The sequence below is a fragment of the Erwinia sp. Eh17-17 genome, assembly GCF_039675725.1.
Taxonomy (GTDB): domain Bacteria; phylum Pseudomonadota; class Gammaproteobacteria; order Enterobacterales; family Enterobacteriaceae; genus Erwinia.
The window spans coordinates 454,033-475,442 of the sequence record NZ_JBDFQT010000001.1; the positions used below are offsets into that span (position 1 = coordinate 454,033).

The following is a 21,410-nucleotide window of genomic DNA, read 5'->3' on the forward strand; positions in this document are numbered from 1 at the left end:
CACTCGGGAAGTTTGATCGGCGAGTATCTTGAAGACGCTAACGTCAGGCTGCCTGATCCTGCGGCAGGGGAATATCCGCGCTGATGCGCAGCCCGTCGCGATCGAACACCATGCACTGGTGCGCGAAGAAGGCGGGGCGCAGCATCTGATAGGGGCGGAAATGCACGTCGCCCGGCAGCAGCATTTTAAAGCCGTCGTGACCGTACACCTGGCCGAACAGATAGGTATTGTTACCCAGCCTTTCCACCACTTCACAGTGAAAGTCCAGCTGTAACGGCGCATCGCTGTTCACCCGCAGATGGTCCGGGCGAATGCCCAGCGTCAGCTCATCACCGGCCTGGAGGGAACGCGCAGGCGCAGGCAGCGTCAGCGTGTGCGCCCCTTCATTAACGGTGACGGTCAGCCCCTGCGGCGTGCAGTGCTCAACGCGCGCGGGCAGGAAATTCATTTTAGGCGAACCGATAAACCCGGCAACAAAGCGGTTCACCGGGTTGTAGTAGAGCGCCATCGGTGAACCCACCTGTTCTACCTTGCCGTAGTTCATCACCACGATTTTATCGGCCAGCGTCATCGCTTCAATCTGGTCATGGGTCACATACACCATGGTAGTTTTCAGCTCCTGGTGCAGTTTGGCAATATGCAGACGCATTTCCACGCGCAGCTCCGCATCCAGGTTCGACAGCGGTTCATCAAACATAAACACCCGTGGATTACGCACAATCGCCCGGCCAATCGCCACGCGCTGGCGCTGGCCGCCGGAAAGTTCTTTCGGCTTGCGCTCCAGCAGATGAGAGAGTTGCAGCGTTCTGGACACCATCTCTACCTGGTGGCGGATCTTCTCTTTCGCCACGCCGTTCACCTTCAGGCCGTAGCCCATGTTTTCTGCCACCGTCATATGCGGGTAAAGCGCATAGGACTGAAACACCATCGCCACGCCCCGGTGGGCGGGAGCCACGTCGTTCATCAGCTCATCGCCTATCAGGATCTCACCGTCGCTCACCTCTTCCAGCCCGGCAATCAGCCGCAGCAGCGTGGATTTGCCACAGCCAGAGGGGCCGACAAAAACGGTGAATTCACCGTCTTCTATATCCAGTTGAATATTATTGAGCGTTTCTGTTTTACCAAAACGCTTACCCACGTTTCTCAGTCTGATGCTGGACATGCGGAACCTCTTCGAAAGGGGTGTTGAAGAAATAAATGTATTACGTATTACAATCTTTCTTGTGACACGCTAGCCCTTGTGGCGTCTGGGTTGACTATAAACTCCAGATGCAGAGCGCCCTAGGGGGGATTTTGATTTCTGTAATACGGATCACATATTAGCGAGAACGGAGTGGAGGCGAAGCGCCAATCCGCGTAGCGTGTGACATCGACGCGCTGTGACCTTTACTCTTCTGTAAGGCGCATTTTTCGGGACTTACGCCGTACTGCTAAGAGCATCAGCGAAATAAAAAACAGACAAATGTTATACCTTCACATGAGGTCAGCAATGAAAGTCAAAACCTGCATCACTCTGCTTCTGTCAGCCCTGGCTCTGGGACAGGCTGCGCACGCCGCACAGCAACTTACCGTCTGGGAAGATATTAAGAAATCGGACGGCATTAAAACGGCGATTGCTGATTTTCAGAAGCAGTTCAACGTGGAAGTCAAAGTACAGGAAATGCCGTTTGCTCAGCAGATTGAAAAACTGCGCCTGGATGGGCCGGCCGGTATCGGTCCTGATGTGCTGGTGATCCCTAACGATCAGCTGGGCAGCGCGGTGGTGCAGGGACTGCTGTCGCCGATTAACGTTGATGCGGCACATCAGGCGGCCTATACCCCATCAGCAATGGCGGCCTTTATTCAGAACAACGTGGTGTACGGCGTACCGAAAGCCGTGGAAACCCTGGTGCTGATCTACAACAAAGATCTGCTGCCTGCACCGTTGAAAACGCTGGATGAGTATCGCGCTTTTTCCCAGAAGCAGCGCGAAGCGAAGCAGTACGGCCTGCTGGCGAAATTTGACCAGATTTACTACAGCTGGGGCGCTATCGCGCCAATGGGCGGCTACATCTTTGGTAAAGACGGTAAGGGCGGGCTGAACACTCAGGATATCGGGCTGAATACCGCCGGCAGCGTGGAAGCCGTCACCTATCTCAAGAGTTTCTTCACTCAGGGCCTGCTGCCTTCCGGCATCCTGGGCGATAACGGACTGAATGCCATCGACTCGCTGTTTACCGAGAAAAAAGCAGCGGCGGTGATCAACGGCCCGTGGGCGTTCCAGCCTTATCAGTCAGCCGGTATCAACTACGGCGTGGCCCCGCTGCCGGAACTGCCTAACGGTAAACCGATGAGTTCGTTCCTCGGCGTGAAGGGCTATGTGGTGTCGACCTGGAGTAAAGACAAAACCCTGGCGCAGCAGTTCATTCAGTTTATTAACCAGCCGCAGTACGTCAAAGAGCGCTTCCAGAAGACCCAGGAGATCCCACCGGTGGTGGCCCTGATGAACGATCCGCTGATTAAAAATGATGAAAAAGCCAATGCCGTGGCGGTGCAGGCGGAGCGCGCCGTTGCCATGCCGGGCGTGCCGGAGATGCAGGAAGTGTGGGGGCCGGCTAACACCGCTCTGGAGCTCAGCGTGACCGGTAAACAGGAGCCGAAAGTGGCGCTGGATAACGCGGTGAAACAGATCACCATGCAGATTGAAGCGATGCAGGCCAGCAACCAGTAGGCCCGGCTCTGCGGGCGGCTAGAATGAAGAAGGATGATGCTGTGATGATTTCCCCCAGTGAAAAACTGATGCTCAACAAGCGTACCCGGCAGCACGCGCTGACGGGCGCACTGCTGGCGCTGTTACCGGGTTTCGGCCAGTTTTACCACCGCCAGTGGGCTAAAGGGCTCTGTTTTCTGATCCTGCTCACCAGCTTTTACGGCGTGTTTCATCGCTTCCTGCAGCAGGGGCTGTGGGGGCTGGCAACGCTGGGGGAAGAAGTCCCCCGCGATAACTCCATCTTCCTGCTGGCGGAGGGCATTATCAGCGTGCTGATCGTCGCCTTCGGCATCACGCTATGGGGGCTGTCTGTACGCGATGCGTGGCTGAACGGCTGCCGTCGCGATGAGGGGAAACCGCTGCACGGGGTGCGCAAACAGTATCAGCTGCTGCTGCGTGAGGGCTTTCCTTACCTGATGATTACGCCGGGGTTTATCCTGCTGGTGTTTGTGGTGGTGTTCCCAATCCTGTTTGGTTTTGCCATCGCCTTTACCAACTACAACCTCTACCACACGCCGCCCGCGAAGCTGGTGGATTGGGTGGGGCTGAAAAACTTCGTCAATATCTTCACCCTGTCGATCTGGCGCTCGACCTTCTTCGACGTATTGCAGTGGACGGTGGTCTGGACGCTGCTGGCGACCACGTTGCAGTGTTCGGTCGGCGTGATGCTGGCGATTCTGGTCAACCAGAAAGACCTGCGCTTTAAGCCGCTGATCCGCACCATTTTCATTCTGCCCTGGGCGGTGCCCGGCTTTGTCACCATCCTGGTGTTTGCCGGTATGTTTAACGACAGCTTTGGCGTGATTAACAATGCGATCCTCGACTTCTTTGGCATTGCGCCTAAGGCCTGGATGACCGATCCGTTCTGGACCAAAACCGCGCTGATTATGATGCAGACCTGGCTGGGCTTCCCGTTTGTCTTTGCCATGACCACCGGGGTATTACAGGCCATTCCTGATGATCTGTATGAAGCGGCGATGATGGACGGGGCGGGACCCTGGACGCGGCTGCGCACGATCACGCTGCCGCTGGTGATGTACGCGATTGCGCCGATCATCATCACCCAGTACACCTTCAACTTTAACAACTTCAACATTATTTACCTGTTCAACAACGGCGGCCCGGCGGTGGCGGGATCGAACGCGGGCGGCACTGATATCCTGGTGTCGTGGATCTACAAACTCACCATGTCGTCATCGCAGTACGCGATTGCCGCCACCATTACGATTTTGCTGTCGATCTTTGTGGTCGGTCTGGCGCTGTGGCAGTTCCGCGCCACCAAATCGTTTAAACAAGATGAGATGGCGTAAGGGAGCATCATGGCAAAGTCAGTCAGTATAAAACGTGAAAAGTGGCTGCGGCTGTCACTCACCTGGCTGGTGGTGCTGGTGGTATCCACCATCATCATCTATCCGCTGGTGTGGACGGTCGGGGCATCACTGAATGCCGGTAACAGCCTGCTGAGCAGTTCCATTATCCCTGAGAACGCCTCGTTACAGCATTACCGTGATCTGTTCAACGGTACGGTGCCGTACCTGACGTGGTACTGGAACTCGATGAAAATCAGTTTCTTTACCATGGTGCTGACCTTAATCAGCGTCAGCTGTACCGCCTATGCGTTCTCGCGCTTTCGCTTTAAGGGGCGGCAGAACGGTCTGATGCTGTTTCTGCTGTTGCAGATGATCCCGCAGTTTTCAGCGCTGATTGCCATCTTCGTGCTGTCGCAGCTGCTGGGTCTAATTAACAGCCATCTGGCGCTGGTGCTGATTTATGTTGGCGGCATGATCCCGATGAATACCTATCTGATGAAGGGCTATCTCGACGCCATTCCGAAGGATCTGGATGAGTCAGCGCGCATGGACGGGGCAGGAAACTTCCGCGTGTTTATCGAGATTATTATGCCGCTTTCAAAGCCGATCCTGGCCGTGGTGGCGCTGTTCTCCTTCACCGGGCCGCTGGGGGATTTCATCCTCTCCAGTACCATTCTGCGCAGCCCCGATCAGTTCACGCTGCCGATTGGTCTGTACAACCTGGTCTCGCAAAAAATGGGGGCCAGCTATACCACCTATGCAGCAGGCGCGGTGCTGATTGCCGTACCGGTCGCCATCCTCTACCTGGCACTGCAGAAATACTTCGTTTCCGGTCTGACTTCAGGAAGTACTAAGGGATAAATCATGACGCCAAAAACAGTGTTACTCGCCCTGGCCATGGCCTGGGCTGTGCCTCTCTGCGCCGCGAATACGGCGGATATTCGCCCCATCGGGCCGGTGCCTGCCGATTTTGTCAAGGGGGCGGATATCTCCACGCTGCCGGAGCTGGAGAAACTCGGCGTTAAATTTTATAACGCCAACAACCAGTTGCAGGACCCGATAGCCATTCTGAAGGCTAACGGCATCAACACGCTGCGTCTGCGTCTGTGGGTGGACCCGTATGACGCCAGCGGTAAAGCGTACGGCGGCGGCACTAACGATCTGCCGACCACTCTGGCGCTGGCCAAACGCGCGAAGGCGGCGGGGATGCAGATCCTGCTGGACATCCACTACAGCGATTTCTGGACCGATCCGGGCAAGCAGTTCAAGCCGAAGGCCTGGGAAAAGCTCACGTTCCCGGAGCTGGAAACGCGCATTCATGACTACACCCGCGACACCATTGCGCGCTTTAAAGCCCAGGGGGTGTTACCGGATATGGTGCAGATTGGCAACGAACTGAACGGCGGTATGCTGTGGCCGGAAGGCAAAAGCTGGGGGCAGAACGGCGGCGAGTTTGACCGTCTGGCCGCGCTGCTGAAGGCGGCGATTAGCGGCCTGCGTGAAAACCTCAGCGATCCGGGGCAGGTCAAAATCATGCTGCACCTGGCGGAAGGGACGAAAAATGAGATGTTCCGCTGGTGGTTCGACGAGATCACCCGCCGTCAGGTGCCGTTCGATGTGATTGGCCTGTCAATGTACACCTACTGGAACGGCCCGATTAGCGCCCTGAAGGCCAACATGGACGATATCAGCCAGCGCTATCAGAAAGACGTGATGGTGGTGGAAGCTGCCTACGGCTACACGCTGAAAAACTGTGACAGCGCGGAGAACAGTTTCCAGGCGAAGGAAGAGAAAGACGGAGGCTATCCGGCCACCGTCGCGGGGCAGGCGGCCTATCTGCACGATCTGATGCAGGCGGTGTTGACGGTGCCCAATCATCGCGGCAAGGGCGTGGTGTACTGGGAACCGATGTGGATAGCCGCACCGGGCAATACCTGGGCGACGCCGGAAGGAATGAAGTACATCCACGACGAATGGAAACAGGGCAACGCCCGTGAAAATCAGGCGCTGTTTGACTGTCAGGGCAAAGTGCTGCCGTCAATTCAGGCTTTTCATTAATTTACAGGCCTGAGGGCCGGTGTCACTGACACCTCTGAGGAATCGTTATGACTAAATTTCCACCGCTTTCTGCCGGGGTTAACGCGCTGCTGCACGGGGCGGATTACAACCCTGAACAGTGGGAAAACTCGCCGGGCATCATTGATGATGATGTGGCAATGATGAAGCAGGCACACTGCAATGTGATGTCGGTGGGTATCTTCAGCTGGGCGAAACTGGAGCCGGAAGACGGTCGCTATGACTTTGCCTGGCTGGATAATGTGCTGGAAAAACTGCATCAGCAGTCTATCCGGGTGTTCCTGGCCACGCCGAGCGGCGCACGACCGGCGTGGATGTCGCAAAAATACCCGGAAGTGCTGCGCACCGGACGCGACCGCGTCCCGGCCCTGCACGGTGGACGTCACAATCACTGTATGACCTCGCCGCTGTACCGGCAAAAAGTGCAGGCGATGAACGGCCAGCTGGCGGCGCGCTATGCGCACCACCCGGCGGTGATCGGCTGGCATATTTCTAACGAATACGGCGGGGAATGCCACTGCGACCGCTGTCAGCTGGCCTTTCGCGGCTGGCTGCAGCGTCGCTATGGCACCCTGGAACAGCTTAACCACGCCTGGTGGAGCGATTTCTGGAGCCATACCTATACCGACTGGTCGCAGATCGCTTCGCCATCGCCGCAGGGAGAGTCCTCCATTCACGGTCTGAACCTCGACTGGCGGCGCTTTATGACCGACCAGGTGACCGACTTCTGTGCGGAAGAGATCAAACCGCTGAAGGCGGCCAACCCGGACCTGCCGGCGACCACCAACTTTATGGAATATTTCTACGACTACGACTACTGGAAGCTGTCGCAGCCGCTCGATTTTATCTCGTGGGACAGTTACCCGACGTGGCATAACGAGAAGGATGAAACCACGCTGGCCTGCTATACCGCGATGTACCACGATCTGATGCGCACCCTGAAGCAGGGCAGGCCGTTTGTGCTGATGGAGTCAACGCCGGGGGCCACTAACTGGCAGCCGACCAGCAAGCTAAAAAAACCGGGGATGCATATTCTCTCATCACTACAGGCCGTGGCCCACGGGGCGGATGCGGTGCAGTATTTCCAGTGGCGTAAAAGCCGTGGATCGGTGGAGAAGTTTCACGGCGCGGTGGTCGATCACGTCGGTCATCTGGACACGCGCATCGGCCGCGAGGTGTCGGAGCTGGGCCGCATGCTGGCCGCGATGACGCCGGTACAGGGCACCCGCGTTGAGGCGAAAGTGGCGATTATTTTCGACTGGGAAAGCCGCTGGGCGATGGACAATGCCCAGGGGCCGCGCAATATCGGCCTGCACTATGAGCGCACGGTGACCGAACACTACCGTACCTTCTGGGAGCAGGGCGTAGCCGTGGATGTGATCAACGCCGATGCGGACCTGAGCGGCTACGCGCTGGTGATCGCACCGATGCTGTATATGGTACGCGACGGCTTTGCCGCACGGGTGGAACAGCATCTGCGCCGGGGCGGGCAGTTTGTTGCCAGCTACTGGACGGGGGTGGTCAATGAAAGCGACCTCTGTTATCTCGGCGGTTTCCCCGGACCGCTGCGTCCGCTGCTGGGTATCTGGGCCGAAGAGATCGACAGCCTGACCGACGACGAGACCAACGGCGTCCGCGCGCTGGCAGGAAATGTGCTGGGGTTGCAGGGCGCTTATCAGGCACGTGAACTGTGCGAGCATATTCATCTGGAAGGGGCCACGGCGCTGGCGGTGTATGAGAGTGATTTCTATGCCGGTAAACCGGCGGTGACCGTCAACAGCGTGGGCGAGGGGCAGGCGTGGTATATCGCCTCGCGTAACGACCGCGCGTTCCACCGTGATTTCTACGGCGCACTGATTACCCGGCTGGCCCTGCCGCGTGCGCTGGCCGTGGACTTCCCGCCGGGGGTTACCGCGCACCGCCGTACCGATGGCGAACACAGCTTTGTCTTCCTGCAGAACTTCACGGCGCAGACGCATACCGTTGTGCTGCCCGCGGGGATCAGCGATCTGATTGACGGTGCGCCGCTCGCCGGTACGCTGAGTGTGGCTCCCTGGGGCTGTCGCGTGCTGCGCGCCCCGCTGTAATTGTTGTCTCACTGGCGGGCCTCTGGCCCGCTTTTTTTTGCCTGAAGCAGGTAAGGAGAGAGTATGGTCAGTCTGAAATTATTTAAGCACTACTTCAGCCGGGAACCGGACCCGACGGAGGCTACCCCGGAAGACGGCGTGCTGCTGGATCGGCTGATGAGCTGCTTTGGCGGGCGGGACAATATCGTACAGGTGGACGCCTGCCTGACGCGCCTGCGGGTGACGGTGAAATCCCTGGCGGCGGTCGATAATCACGGGTTACAGCAGGCGGGGGCGATCGGCGTGGTGATCCTGGGGCATGAGGTGCATGCGATTTTTGGCACGCAGTCAGACCGCCTGCGGGCGCTGATGGAGGCCCGCTTCTTCAGCCAGCCGTGAGCAAAAAAAATGGATAACCGGTGACGGTTATCCAAATCGCGATCCAGTGGTTATCCAATGATGATGAAGGCGTTTATTGCTGCATTACCACCAGGCTTCCACCTGCACACCGAAGTTCCAGGTGTTGCTGGCGGTTCCATCCTGGAAGCTGTTCCCCTGTTCGGAGTCGTTCAGATACGAGGTAAAGATGCGCAGTTCCGGGCGTGACATAAATTCCGGGCCAGCGGCCAGACCCAGGGCCAGAGTGTATTTCTGCCCGGCCTGCTTATAGTCGCTGCCGTCTTTGTTCTGATCTTTCTGCATAAACGTACCGGCTTCACCGATGCCGCGCACATAGTCGGTAAACTGGTACTGCGCGCGCCCGACAAGCGACAGCAGGGTGCTCTTGTCCGTGAAGGCGGTCACGTTATCGGCAGCACCCCAGGTGATGACCTGATTCAGCGACAGCCGGTCGGTGATCGGCAGCAGGCCGGTGTTGATGACGCGGTAGCCGGTGGCATCACGCGTGTCGTTATACATGTCATACCAGCCGCCGCCCTGGGAAATCATGTTCTGTGCCAGCCCTTTATTGGCGTACTGCAACACCAGCTTCTGATAGCCGCCCCACATGTCCTGACTGATTTCCCCGGTCAGCATCACGCCGTTTTCCGCGTCGTACAGCTCGCCGTACTCTTTCTGCTTATTGGTCGGGTTCGGCATGGCGTAATCGACGCCGAACTCCGTCCACGCACCGCTCCACGGCTTCCAGCCTGCGTAGCGCACGTCGAGATAGTTGATGTTGACGTCGTTATCGCCGTCTTCACGGTAGTCTACGTCGTTGGCATCGCCACGGATCCAGGCGACGGAGACGGCGCCAGGGCCTAAGGTGTAGTTTTCAATACCGGCACCGGAGCCGGAGATATTCCAGTATTTGGTATCGATGATATGCAGGTCATGGCGCTGGTAATAACGTTTACCGCCCCAGATCACCGCGTTTTTATCACCGGGGATCAGCCCTTTAATCTGTAAGTTCAGCTGACGCAGGCCGAACTGGGCATCGTCACCGAAGGTGGTTTCGTTGTCGTTAGAGCCGTCCGAGAACATGCTGACCATGGAGTCGACATAAAAGCTGACGTCATCCTTTTTATACACTTCGCTGCCCAGCTCGATTTCACCGTAGGTATCGGCTTCGTTACCCAGACGACCAATTTTATTTTTCTGCCACTCCTCCATGCCTCCGTCACGCGAAACGCCCACGCCGCCGCGCAGATAGCCGTGGAAGTCGATGTTATCGATGGCTGCGAAGGCCGGAGAAGTCAGTGCGGCAGCAAGTGCCACCGCGGTCGCCGTTAGTCTTGTGTTCATGTCACCCTCTGTTTATATTTGTCATACGTTCACACGTTGGCGACAGTAAACGCCCGGCAGTGAAGGGTGTGCAATTGGAGTGTCGAAATTGTGTGATTTACTGCAAGTATTTAGGCGTAAATTGTAACGATTGGTGAAGTTGATCACTAAATATCAAATGTGAACGTCATACTTTTTTGTGATTTTCTGACAGTGTGACCGGGTTAACCTGAGCGTCATGTGCACTGTGATACAATTTGGCCATCTGTAAACAGGGAAGCGAAACATGAAATCAAAGAGTGCCACTCTGGAAGATGTCGCCCGTCACGCAGGGGTGTCATATCAAACCGTTTCCAGGGTGCTGAATAAGTCTGCGAACGTCTCGCAAGGTACGCGCAGCAAGGTAACAAAGGCGATAGAGGAACTGCGCTACGTGCCCAATCGCCTCGCGCAGCAGCTGGTTGGAAAACAGAGCACCACGCTGGGTCTGGTGACCACTTCCCTGGCTCTGCACGCCCCTTCTCAGGTGGCGGCGGCGATCAAGCGCTATGCCAACGCGGTTGACTATCAGGTGCTGATCGCCATGATTAATGAGAACGTCAATCAAAGTTTGCAGGAATCAATTAACGAGCTGAAGTCTCAGCTGGTGGATAAGGTGATTATCAACGTACCTCTGGACACCGCCAGTGCAGAGCGCATCGTTGCGGAGAACGAGGATATTATCTGTCTGTTCCTTGACGTTGACCCTTATTGCTCGGTGTTTAACGTTTCGTTTAACCCGGCAGACGGCACCCGCGCGAGCGTAAAATACCTCTACGAGCAGGGGCACCGTGAGTTCGCGCTGCTGGCGGGACCGGAGCATTCGGTCTCTGCCCGGCTGCGGCTGAAGAGCTGGCTGGAGACGCTGGCGAGCTACCGGCTGGAACCTGTCAGCGTGATCCACGGCAACTGGGATGCGCAGAGCGGTTACAGCGGCATTTTACAGCTGCTGCGTGAAAACCCGCACTTCAGCGCGCTGCTGGTAGGGAACGATCAGATGGCGCTCGGCGTACTGAGCGCGCTGCATCAGCAGGGGGTGGCGGTGCCGGGGCAGGTGTCGGTGGTGGGGTATGATGATACCTACGAGAGTGCGTTTTTCCACCCGGCGCTGACCACCGTGTCGCTGGACCTGGATTTGCAGGGAAAGGAAGCCGTGCAGCGTATCCTGCAGGCCAGCGATGACGACCACAGCCGCTCTTCTTCGATTCTGCCTGCCCGGCTGGTGGTGAGAAGTTCAACGTCAGCGGCGGGGCAGCATCAGCAGGATCTGAAGCAGATTGCCGAACAGCTGCGCCTGATTGCCAGCCGCCTGGGGTAGCCGCTGCTTGAGGAAAGGGGGCGTCTGGTATCAGGGAGTCCGCTGTGACCATCGGGCCGACCGGAACAGAAGGTCGGCCCCTACAATAAGACGGGTGCCGGAAACCGCAGGGTAAGCCGCAGTGGTTTTAACCCCACAGCGGGCGCGGATGTTTGAGGGGATGAGGCCAGTCTGAGGTAAGCCGAGGCCCGCAGGGAAGCGTCTTTTGCCGGTCCGGCGTTCTCAGACTGAGCTCAGCCAGTGCTGCGCGCATTCAGGGAGACATTTCAGGGGCGGCGTCAGGGGCGTCTGGTATCAGTGAGTCCGCCGCGACCATCGGGCCGACCGGAACGGAAGGTCGGCCCCTACAATAAGACGGGTGCCGGAAACCGCAGGGTAAGCCGCAGTGGTTTTAACCCCACAGCGGGCGCGGATGTTTGAGGGGATGAGGCCAGTCTGAGGTAAGCCGATGCCCGCAGGGAAGCGTCTTTTGCCGGTCCGGCGTTCTCAGACTGACCTCAGCCAGTGCTGCGCGCATTCAGCGAGACATTTCAGGGGCGGCGTCAGGGGCGTCTGGTATCAGTGAGTCCGCCGCGACCATCGGGCCGACCGGAACGGAAGGTCGGCCCTTACAATAAGACGGGTGCCGGAAACCGCAGGGTAAGCCGCAGTGGTTTTAACCCCACAGCGGGCGCGGATGTTTGAGGGGATGAGGCCAGCCTGAGGTAAGCCGGGCGTCACGCGCCAGGGATGGCGCGTGCCGAGGCCCGCAGGGAAGCGTCTTTTGCCGGTCCGGCGTTCTCAGACTGACCTCAGCCAGCGCTGCGCGCATTCAGCGAGACATTTCAGGGGCATCTGGTATCAGGGAGTCCGCTGTGACCATCAGGGCCGACCGGAACGGAAGGTCGGGCCCTGTTAGCGTAGCGGTCGGTGGTAAAGAGGGGTTATTTCGCCCCAAAGCAGGCGTTCAGCCCGGCCTGGGTATCTTTGCTGGCCAGACCCGGCATCGGTTTGTCGGCGATCAGCGTGACGCCGGTATCGACATAGCCGGACGCTTTCTTACCGTGACGCGCCCAGGCCACCGCAGCGTCAACGCCCATTGCCGCCATAGTCAGGGGGTACTGCTGCGCCGTAGCGGCAATTTTACCTGCACGCACGTTGTTAACCCCCGCACAACCACCGTCTACGGAGACGATCATCGCATTCTTCTCTTTCCCGGCTTCCTGTAGTGCCTTGTAAGCCCCGGCCGCCGCAGGTTCATTAATGGTATACACCAGGTTGATATCGGGATGGCTTTTCAGACAGCTGGCCATCACTTCGTAGCCCTGCTGTTCGGCCCCCTGGGAAAACCCGGAACACACCGTCTCGGCGGTAACCGACAGCTCGCTGGAGTCCGCGCCGACCGCCGGTAAACCCAGTCCGGTCATAAAACCATTGTGGCGCCTTGCCCCGACTAAATGGCCGGGAGAGAGGTCGAGCATGGCAATTTTCAGCGGCTGCCCGGCGAAGCGCAGCGGCATGGCGGCTTTGGCATACTGGCCGATCAGCTCACCCGCTTTGTAGTTGTCGGTGGCGAACAGCGCATCCACCGCCGTCATCGGGTCAGTAGGGGAGTCCAGCGCAATGACCTGAACACCTTTAGCGCGGACTTCATCCAGCGCCGGGACAATCGCTTTCGCATCGCTGGGGGTGATCAGCAGAGTGGTGGCACCCGCTGCCACCATCTCCTGGATAGCGATAATCTGTGCCGGATAATCACCGTCTTCTTTACCGGCGGCGGTCAGCAGTTTGACCCCGTGAACCGTCGCGCCCAGCATTGCCCCTTCTTTCATTTTCAGGAAGAACGGGTTGTTCTCTGTTTTGGTAATCAGGCCAATCGTGATGCTGTCACTGCTGGCCACCGCGGTGGTACTGACCAGCGCTGCCAGCGTTAATACACAGGATAGTTTCATCTCAGTTCCTTAGCGCAGCGCTGTCGTGTCGTTGAGACGGCCGGCACGAGAGATATCAAACGCCGAGATCCCCTCCAGCAATAAATAGGCCTGCTGCTTCAGGCTGGCAGCAGCGGCGGCACTCTCTTCTACCAGCGCGGCGTTCTGCTGCGTGGCTTCGTCCATATTCACTACCGCTTTATTCACCTGGTCGATGCCGGTGTGCTGCTCGCTGGACGCCAGCGTGATCTCCGCCATCAGGCTGTTAACGCCTTTCACCGCATCCACCACTTCCTGCATGGTGCTGCCCGCCTCATCAACCAGCTTAGAGCCCGTGTTGATGCGGTCCACCGATTCGTCGATCAGATTTTTAATTTCTCGTGCGGCAGTGGCGCTGCGCTGCGCAAGGATACGCACTTCACCCGCCACCACGGCGAATCCACGACCCTGTTCCCCGGCGCGCGCGGCTTCAACGGCGGCGTTCAGGGCCAGGATGTTGGTCTGGAATGCGATGCTCTCAATCACCGTAATGATCTGTGTGACTTTGCCGGAGCTGCTGGCGATGTCGTGCATAGTGCTGACCACGCGTTCCACCACGTTACCGCCGCGCTGTGCGACCTGGGAAGCGTTGGTCGCCATCAGGTTCCCCTGGTGGGCGTTATCGGCGTTGTGTTTCACGGTGGCGGTCAGCTGTTCCATGCTGGCAGACGTCTGCTCCAGCGATGAGGCCTGTGCTTCAGTGCGGCGGCTTAAATCTTCATTGCCAAGCGTAATTTCCCCTGAGGCGGAGACAATACTTTCGGCGGAGTTCGCCACCTGGCTGATCAACTGATGCAGCTTCTCCTGCATTTCGCCAATGGCGCCCAACACGCTGCCGGACGGCGCGGTATTCGCCCCGTTCACCTGGCTGAGGTCACCCTGAGCAATACGCTGTACCACCTGGCCCAGTACCGCCGGTTCTTCGCCAAGCGCACGGAACAGTGAACGAATAATCATGGCACCGAGGATCACCGCTAGGCTTAGCGCCAGCAGGCTGATCGCGATAAAGATAATTCGCGTCTGCTGGTAAGCACTCTCTGCGGTAGCCAGACTTTCTGCGGCGCGGTCGGTGCTGTATTGCAGATACTGGTTAGCTGAGGTGAGCAACAGGGTGAGCTGAGGGCGTAATTCGCGGTTCATGCGGTCAATGGCTTCGGCCTTTTTTTCCGCCAGCGCTAATTCAACAATGTGGTGGGCAATCGGGCGGTATCCCTCTTCGGCACTGGCAATGGCCGACACGAACTTCCGGTCCTGTTCGGTCACATCCGTATGGCGGGTGATGGCCGCCTGCAGCTGTTTCAACGCCGTAGCCGTTTTATCTTCTGCGGTGGCAACCTGTTTTTTACCGGCTTCAATGTCTGCGGCTTCGCTGACCAGCACCAGGCCGTAAATACTCAATGAGCTGTCTTTCACGCCGCTCAGGATCAGGTTGACCGAGGATTCACGCGCTGCGACCTGCTGCACGTGAGTTTTAAATCTGTCGTTAGCTTTGCTGAGGGAGTTCATCGCAAGGATGACGACGGCCAGCACAATCACCACTAACACGCCGAATCCGAGCGTCAACTGGCTCCGGACGGTGGTATTTTTGAATTGCATAAATTTACACCCCTGAAATTGCGACGAAAAAATAAGCGATCAGCCTTGATGTGCGCGGGAATGACCATAAATTCGTAAAGCTGAATGGATTCAGTCGGCGGACATGATTACATTAATGTCACACAGTGTATTGTGACGTCATTGGGGCTGGTGGCATCAACTCATAAAAGAGAGTGATCGGATTAACGGCAGGGCAGAACGAAACTTGACGTGGCGATGGCGGCTGTTTTGCAAAAGTGTGATGGGCGTCTACTTCTTACCGCCATCCACCTGCGAGCCCCCCGCGGGGTGTGATGTTTTTTTCATTCAATATTCTCAGGAAGCAATATGCCATTCGCGAAATATGAAGACGGACTCTTTACCAAAAGCGAATCACGCAAAGCCCTGCTGCTGCCGGTGCTGTTATCCGCGGCGCTGAGCGTTCTGGTGGTGATTATTAACCTGACTTTTTTCCCCCTGAAATCGGCAGGCAAAACGCTGCTGTACAATCCTGGCTGGGTATTTGACGCGCTGCAATTTTTTATTCTCAATTTTATTCTCTACAGTTTTAACCGTATCGCGGTGAAAGCCCGCCTGCGCCGCTGGCTGAATGTCGGGCTGATTGTCTGGATTATTTCCGCCGCCTTTGATCTGATGGATGAAATTATCGCGCAGCCTCCGTGGGTGGGCTATTTCATTGAGGATATGACTCAGCTGGTGGGGATGATGTGCGTCTCGATCGGCGTTTTTCACCTTGTTCACTATATTAACGACCGGTATGCCGATGTCAGTATTGATTCTTTCCGCGATGAGCTGACGCAGTTGCCCAACCGCCGTTATTTTACCGATGCCCTGATGGATATGAGGTCGGAAAATTACTATCTGTTTTTTATTGATATTGACCATTTCAAACAGATTAACGATCGCTACGGACATGACCGGGGTGACGAGGTGCTCAGGCAGTTCGGCGCGATGCTGGCAGCGCTGTACGACGATAAAGTGCTTGCCGCCCGAATCGGCGGTGAGGAATTTGCCGTGATTATGCAGACGTCGTTCATTGAAGACGCCGAACAGCTGGCCCGTCAGATTATTCAACGTACACAGGCATTAGTGATTGATGACGCGATTCATTTAACCGTCAGCGTCGGAGTGGCGGGTAAAAAAGAAAATGAGCGGCTGGAAAAATTACTTAAACGCGTGGATGTCGCGCTGTATCAGGCCAAACGTTTGGGCAGAAATCGCGTCGAGTGGGCTGCCGGTTAGCTGAGAGGGCGCCAGCCTGAGGTGCTGTGCGCATCATGCGATGCACAGGCGAAACTCTGATACTCGATTAGACTGAATGAAATGGAGAACCTAACCCTGACGAGGCAGCCACATTGATGAAAAAGATCGCGATTATCGGCACCGGCCCCACGGGGATATACACGTTCTATTCGCTGTTAAACGACAGTACGCCGCTTTCCGTCACCGTTTTCGAACAGGCCAGTGAAGCGGGCGTCGGTATGCCCTACAGCGATGAAGAGAACTCGCGCATGATGCTGGCGAATATCGCCAGCATCGAAATCCCTCCGCTTTTTATCACCTACATCGAATGGCTGCGGGCGCAGAATCCTCAGCGCCTGGCGCGCTATGGTGTGGACCCTCAGTCACTGCATGTGCGCCAGTTTCTGCCGCGCATTCTGCTGGGGGACTATTTTCGGGCGCAGTTTCTGGCTGCGGTGGCTCACGCGCGGCGGCAGGGCTTTAAGGTCGATGTGCGCGAGAATTGTCAGGTGACCGACCTTGAGGTGACGCCAGAGGGCGTACTGCTCTGGGCTGAGGGGGAAGCCAGCGCAGCGCGCTACGATCTGGCGGTGATTGCCACCGGGCACGTCTGGCCGGATGAAAGTGAGGCGACGCACACCTTCTTCCCCAGTCCGTGGTCGGGGCTGATGGAAGCCCGTATTCCCGCCTGCCACATCGGTATTATGGGCACGTCGCTCAGCGGAATTGATGCGGCGATGGCCGTGGTGATCCAGCACGGCGACTTCATCGGCGATGAGGATGAGCAGCTGACCTTCAGGCTGAATAAGGAAAGCGAGGCGCTGAACATTGTGCTGATGTCGCGTACCGGCATCCTGCCGGAAGCCGATTTTTACTGCCCGATCCCCTATCAGCCGTTAAACGTGGTGACGCCGGATGCCATCGAAAAGGCGGTTGCCGCCGGGGGGGCCGGTTTGCTCGATCGCATCTTCGGGTTGATTGTTGAGGAGATTGACCAGGCGGACCCGGACTGGAGCCGGCAGCTTGAGCTGCATACGCTGGATGCCGACAGCTTCCCGGCGGCGTGGTTTGCCGACCGCCAGCAAAACGACCCTTTCCGCTGGGCGCTGGCCAATCTGCATGAAGTGGAACGCAATAAACGCGACAGGCGTACGGTGCCCTGGCGCTATGCCATTCTGCGCCTGCATGAAGTGATTGAGGAGATCGTCCCGCATCTGGATGAGAATGACAGCAAGCGCTTCAGCGGCGGGCTTGCGCGCGTATTTATCGACAATTATGCCGCCGTTCCGTCACAGTCAATCCGGCGCCTGCTGGCTCTGCGCGAGGCGGGGATCGTCAGTATCCTGGCGCTGGGGGACGATTATCAGCTAAACGAAAAAGGCAGTCAGACCGTGATTACGGCGCAGGGGGAACACCATGATTTTGATGTCTTTATTGATGCGCGCGGGCAAAAGGCGTTAAAGACCCGTGACCTGCCGTTCCCGACGCTACGTCGACAGCTGCAGGCCTGCGGGGATGAGATCCCTGAGGTCGCTGACGATTACACGCTGCTCTCGCCCGACAGCGCCCGCGGGCGTATTGCCTTTGGCGCACTGCCTTATCTGATGCACGATCGGCCTTTTGTGCAGGGCATTACCGCGTGTGCAGACATCGGGGCAGCGATAGCCGGGGCCATACATCAACCGGCATCGCGCAGGCGAAAACGTCTGCCTGCTATCGATCTCTGACCGCTACCGGGGTGCTTGTTATATGGCATCCCGATCGGGTAACTGCTCAATCACGCTGAGCACGGTACCGCGCTTTACGGCTTTCATTTTGGCTGTCTTTCCGCGATCGGGGCTTTAAACGAGATATTCCTGCCGCTGGTTTTCCGGGATATCCGTCTTTTCGAGCAGTTCATAGAAAACAGCAAACTCATACGGCAGTCCGAACATCATGATTTAAATTTTTCCTCCACTGACTTAACCGGCTGGCGTTTACGCCGCACCCGCAGCGCTTCAACCACCAGCGAAAACGCCGGGGAGGGCTGCTTGCGGCTTGGGTAATAAAGGTAATAGCCCGGAAACGGCAGACACCATGGCTCCAGAATACGCACCAGTCTGCCCTCCTGAATATGGGAACCAAATTCTTCCTCTGGTAAAAAGGCAATGCCCAGACCGGCCAGCGCGGCATCGATAATATGTTCAGAGGTGTTAAACGTGAGCTGCCCGCTGACGCGAACGTTCAGATCGCCCCCTTCCTGATCGAAATCCCACACGTAGATCCCGCCCGACCGTACCATCCGTTGATTGATGCACTGGTGTAGCGTCAGCTCATGGGGGGTTTGCGGTATCGGGTGAAGTGCAAAATAGTCGGGCGAGGCGACGGCCGCCATACGCAATTGCGGCCCGATCGGCATCGCAATCATATCTTTATCGATGGTATCGCCAAGGCGTACCCCGGCGTCAAAGCGATCGGCCACGATATCGCGAAAGCCATGATTGGCGTCGAATTCAATATGGATATCCGGATATTCACGCAGCAGCGGCGTCAGCTTTGGCAGCAGGGTAGTGCGCAAAACGTTGGGCCCGCAGGTGATGCGCACCGTCCCCGCCGGTTTATCGCGCAGCTCGGTGAGCATATCCAGCTCTGCTTCAATCTCATCAATGCGGTGGCCGACGGCCTGCAGCAGGCGTTCTCCTGCCACGGTGGGCGACACGCTGCGCGTGGTGCGCGTCAGCAGGCGGATTTGCATTCGTTCTTCCAGGGCAGAAATAGCCTGGCTGAGGGCGGGTTGCGTCACACCAAGGCGCGCAGCGGCGCGGGTAAAGCTGCCTTCGCGCGCGACGGCCGTGAAATAGAGCAGGTCGTTCAGATTACGTTTCACCAGCCATCCTCCTCTGGATTAATAAGCACAGATTATAAGCTCATTAAGTATTCATTAGCTAGTTACCCTGTACCCGTCGTGTAAAATTTCCAGCAGAGATAATCTCCAGCGCCCGTTAACCCACGCTGAATATCAATCATGCACTTTTTTCTGACGTTATTCCCTGAAGAGCGTCCGGCCCCGGCTTGCCTGAAATTTGTCAGGCCATTACCTGGAGACAGTCACAGATGACCACACTGACGCGCGAAATATCACCACACCCACAGGCGCACTGGGGCGGCGTACTGGCCATGACACTCTGTGTGTTTGTTCTGATTGCTTCCGAATTTATGCCCGTCAGCCTGCTGACCCCGGTGGCGACAGATTTAGGGGTGAGCGAAGGGCTGGCGGGTCAGGGGATTGCGCTGTCTGGTGCTCTGGCGGTGATCACCAGCCTGTCGATTACCAGACTGGCCGGGAACCTTAACCGTAAGTTTTTGCTACTGGGCATGACGGCGCTGATGGGGGTTTCGGCCATCATCATCGCCATGGCGCCCGGTTATCTGTTGTACCTGTGCGGACGTGCCCTGATTGGCGTGGCCATCGGTGGATTCTGGTCGATGTCAGCCGCGACGGCAATGCGGCTGGTCCCGTCGCATCAGGTGCCGCGGGCACTGGCCATTTTCAACGGAGGAAACGCGCTGGCTACCGTGGTGGCCGCGCCGCTCGGCAGCTACCTGGGGGCCGTGGTGGGCTGGCGCGGCGCCTTCTGGTGCCTGGTGCCCGTCGCCGTTATTGCCTTTATCTGGCAGTGCTTCAGCCTGCCGTCAATGAATACCGATAAAAAACGGCCGTCTGGCGGCAGCGTTTTTCAGCTGTTTTCCCGTCCCGTGGTGCTGATGGGGCTGGCTGCCTGCGGGCTGTTCTTTATGGGGCAATTTACGCTGTTCACCTATGTCCGTCCTTTCCTGGAGCGGGTCACGCGGGTGGATATTAACGCTCTGTCTCTGATTTTACTGGCTATCGGCGTCATGGGCCTGGCTGGCACCCTGGCGGTAGGGATCGCGCTGAAAGCCGGTTTTTATCCGACCTTAATCGCTATTCCGCTGCTGATGGCCGTCATCGCCGTGGCGCTGACGATCTCTGGTCATCGCATCGGGGTTGTTGCGCCGTTACTGGGGCTGTGGGGGCTGATTGCGACCGCCGCACCAACCGGATGGTGGACCTGGGTTGCCCGCACGCTGCCTGACAATGCCGAGGCCGGGGGCGGTTTAATGGTGGCGGTTGTCCAGCTCTCTATCGCGCTGGGTTCAACGATGGGCGGCGTGGCTTTTGACCATTTTGGCTGGCAAAGCACCTTTATCCTGAGCGCGGGGCTGCTGACCAGCGCTGCGGTACTGACAGTGATCACATCACGTAAAAACACATAACGTTCATTAGAGGATTCATTTTATGAAAAATATCGCTCTGGCGCTGGGATTGTTCATCAGCGCATTTACCGCCACCGCTGCCGATCTGTCTCGTGGCGCGGATAACTTCTACACCAGTGATAAAGTGACCCGACAAAAAGTCACCTTTAAAAACCAGTATCAGATGAACGTGGTGGGGAACCTGTTTGTGCCGAAAGACAAAGGCCCGAACAGCAAAAGCCCGGCGATTGTGGTCGGCCATCCTATGGGGGCGGTGAAAGAGCAAAGTTCGAATCTGTATGCACAAAAACTGGCTGAACAGGGATTTGTCACGCTGGCTATCGACCTGTCATTCTGGGGCGAAAGTGACGGCAAGCCGGGGCACCTGGTGTCGCCGGAAATCTATTCTGATGACTTCAGCGCCGCCGTAGATTACCTGAGCACGCAGTCGTTCGTTGACCCGGAAAAAATTGGTGTTCTCGGCATCTGCGGCAGCGGCAGTTTCGTGATAAGCGCGGCAAAAATTGATCCGCGTATGAAGGCGATTGCTACGGTCAGTATGTATGATATGGGCTCCGTTTTCCGTAACGGGCTGAAGCATGCGCAAACAGTCGATCAGCGTAAAGCCGTGATTAAATCCGCGACGGAACAGCGTCTGGCGGAATTTAAAGGCGGTGAAACGGCCTATATTCCGGGCACCGTGAACAGGCTGGACGACTCCACGCCGGCCATTCAGCGCGAATTCTTTGATTTCTACCGCACTGAACGCGGCGGCTATACGCCAGCAGGGCAGAAAGAAGCGCTGACGACCAAACCGATGCTGAGTAGCGTCGGCAAGTTTATGAACTTCTATCCGTTTAATGATATCGAAACGATTTCACCACGCCCGATGCTGTTTATTACCGGCGACCAGGCACATTCGAAAGAGTTCAGCGAAGATGCGTATCAGCGTGCCGGTCAGCCGAAAGAGCTGTTTATGGTACCGGGCGCGGGTCACGTCGATTTGTATGACCGTACCGACCTGATCCCTTTTGCTAAGCTGACGTCGTTCTTTAAACAACACCTGAAGTAACGTCACCGCCGCCCCGA

At 57.2% G+C, this 21,410-nt stretch carries 16 protein-coding genes; 11 read left to right on the plus strand and 5 right to left on the minus strand.

The window, feature by feature from the left end; all coding sequences use genetic code 11:
• Positions 1-43: 43 nt before the first annotated feature.
• Positions 44-1,162, minus strand: a complete 1,119-nt coding sequence (gene ugpC, locus ABEH87_RS01950) for a sn-glycerol-3-phosphate ABC transporter ATP-binding protein UgpC (RefSeq protein WP_346573426.1) — start codon at positions 1,160-1,162, stop codon at positions 44-46.
• A gap of 327 nt (positions 1,163-1,489) precedes the next feature.
• Here ugpC and ABEH87_RS01955 point away from each other — a divergent pair, with 327 nt between their 5' ends.
• From ABEH87_RS01955 to ABEH87_RS01980, 6 genes are all read left to right on the plus strand, one after another.
• Positions 1,490-2,710 carry an extracellular solute-binding protein gene (locus ABEH87_RS01955; RefSeq protein WP_346573428.1) on the plus strand — a complete coding sequence of 407 codons (1,221 nt, stop codon included), beginning with the start codon at positions 1,490-1,492 and terminating at the stop codon, positions 2,708-2,710.
• Positions 2,711-2,754: 44 nt separating this feature from the next.
• On the plus strand, positions 2,755-4,059 hold the full coding sequence (locus ABEH87_RS01960; protein WP_346574550.1) for a sugar ABC transporter permease: 1,305 nt from the start codon (positions 2,755-2,757) through the stop codon (positions 4,057-4,059).
• 9 nt (positions 4,060-4,068) lie between these two features.
• Positions 4,069-4,920: a sugar ABC transporter permease gene (locus tag ABEH87_RS01965; protein WP_346573430.1), complete on the plus strand. Its 852-nt coding sequence runs from the start codon at positions 4,069-4,071 to the stop codon at positions 4,918-4,920.
• A gap of 36 nt (positions 4,921-4,956) precedes the next feature.
• Complete coding sequence (locus tag ABEH87_RS01970; RefSeq protein ID WP_346574551.1) at positions 4,957-6,117, plus strand: glycosyl hydrolase 53 family protein; 1,161 nt, start codon at positions 4,957-4,959, stop codon at positions 6,115-6,117.
• 47 nt (positions 6,118-6,164) lie between these two features.
• Entirely contained in the window at positions 6,165-8,222 is a 2,058-nt protein-coding gene (locus tag ABEH87_RS01975) for a beta-galactosidase (RefSeq protein ID WP_346573431.1), read from the plus strand.
• 63 nt (positions 8,223-8,285) lie between these two features.
• Positions 8,286-8,600: a glucose PTS transporter subunit EIIB gene (locus tag ABEH87_RS01980; RefSeq protein ID WP_346573433.1), complete on the plus strand. Its 315-nt coding sequence runs from the start codon at positions 8,286-8,288 to the stop codon at positions 8,598-8,600.
• Between the two features lie 84 nt (positions 8,601-8,684).
• Here ABEH87_RS01980 and ABEH87_RS01985 read toward each other — a convergent pair whose 3' ends face one another.
• Entirely contained in the window at positions 8,685-9,944 is a 1,260-nt protein-coding gene (locus ABEH87_RS01985; protein WP_346573435.1) for a maltoporin, read from the minus strand.
• A 265-nt stretch (positions 9,945-10,209) separates the two neighbouring features.
• Here ABEH87_RS01985 and ABEH87_RS01990 point away from each other — a divergent pair, with 265 nt between their 5' ends.
• Complete coding sequence (locus tag ABEH87_RS01990; RefSeq protein ID WP_346573437.1) at positions 10,210-11,280, plus strand: LacI family DNA-binding transcriptional regulator; 1,071 nt, start codon at positions 10,210-10,212, stop codon at positions 11,278-11,280.
• A 923-nt stretch (positions 11,281-12,203) separates the two neighbouring features.
• Here ABEH87_RS01990 and ABEH87_RS01995 read toward each other — a convergent pair.
• Both ABEH87_RS01995 and ABEH87_RS02000 read right to left on the minus strand, forming a co-directional pair.
• Complete coding sequence (locus tag ABEH87_RS01995) at positions 12,204-13,211, minus strand: substrate-binding domain-containing protein (RefSeq protein ID WP_346573439.1); 1,008 nt, start codon at positions 13,209-13,211, stop codon at positions 12,204-12,206.
• Between the two features lie 9 nt (positions 13,212-13,220).
• Positions 13,221-14,825 carry a methyl-accepting chemotaxis protein gene (locus ABEH87_RS02000; protein ID WP_346573441.1) on the minus strand — a complete coding sequence of 535 codons (1,605 nt, stop codon included), beginning with the start codon at positions 14,823-14,825 and terminating at the stop codon, positions 13,221-13,223.
• 327 nt (positions 14,826-15,152) lie between these two features.
• On the opposite strand from ABEH87_RS02000, the gene ABEH87_RS02005 reads away from it, so the two are divergent.
• Together ABEH87_RS02005 and ABEH87_RS02010 are read left to right on the plus strand one after the other, a co-directional pair.
• The gene (locus tag ABEH87_RS02005; protein ID WP_346573443.1) at positions 15,153-16,067 is read left to right on the plus strand and encodes a GGDEF domain-containing protein; all 915 of its coding nucleotides are present in this window, start codon (positions 15,153-15,155) and stop codon (positions 16,065-16,067) included.
• A 116-nt stretch (positions 16,068-16,183) separates the two neighbouring features.
• The gene (locus tag ABEH87_RS02010) at positions 16,184-17,794 is read left to right on the plus strand and encodes an FAD-NAD(P)-binding protein (RefSeq protein WP_346573445.1); all 1,611 of its coding nucleotides are present in this window, start codon (positions 16,184-16,186) and stop codon (positions 17,792-17,794) included.
• A gap of 206 nt (positions 17,795-18,000) precedes the next feature.
• Here ABEH87_RS02010 and ABEH87_RS02015 read toward each other — a convergent pair whose 3' ends face one another.
• Positions 18,001-18,933, minus strand: a complete 933-nt coding sequence (locus ABEH87_RS02015) for a LysR family transcriptional regulator (RefSeq protein WP_346573447.1) — start codon at positions 18,931-18,933, stop codon at positions 18,001-18,003.
• Positions 18,934-19,160: 227 nt separating this feature from the next.
• Here ABEH87_RS02015 and ABEH87_RS02020 point away from each other — a divergent pair, with 227 nt between their 5' ends.
• Positions 19,161-20,342 carry an MFS transporter gene (locus ABEH87_RS02020; protein WP_346573449.1) on the plus strand — a complete coding sequence of 394 codons (1,182 nt, stop codon included), beginning with the start codon at positions 19,161-19,163 and terminating at the stop codon, positions 20,340-20,342.
• A gap of 22 nt (positions 20,343-20,364) precedes the next feature.
• On the plus strand, positions 20,365-21,393 hold the full coding sequence (locus tag ABEH87_RS02025; RefSeq protein ID WP_346573451.1) for an alpha/beta hydrolase: 1,029 nt from the start codon (positions 20,365-20,367) through the stop codon (positions 21,391-21,393).
• The last annotated feature ends 17 nt before the right edge of the window (positions 21,394-21,410 follow it).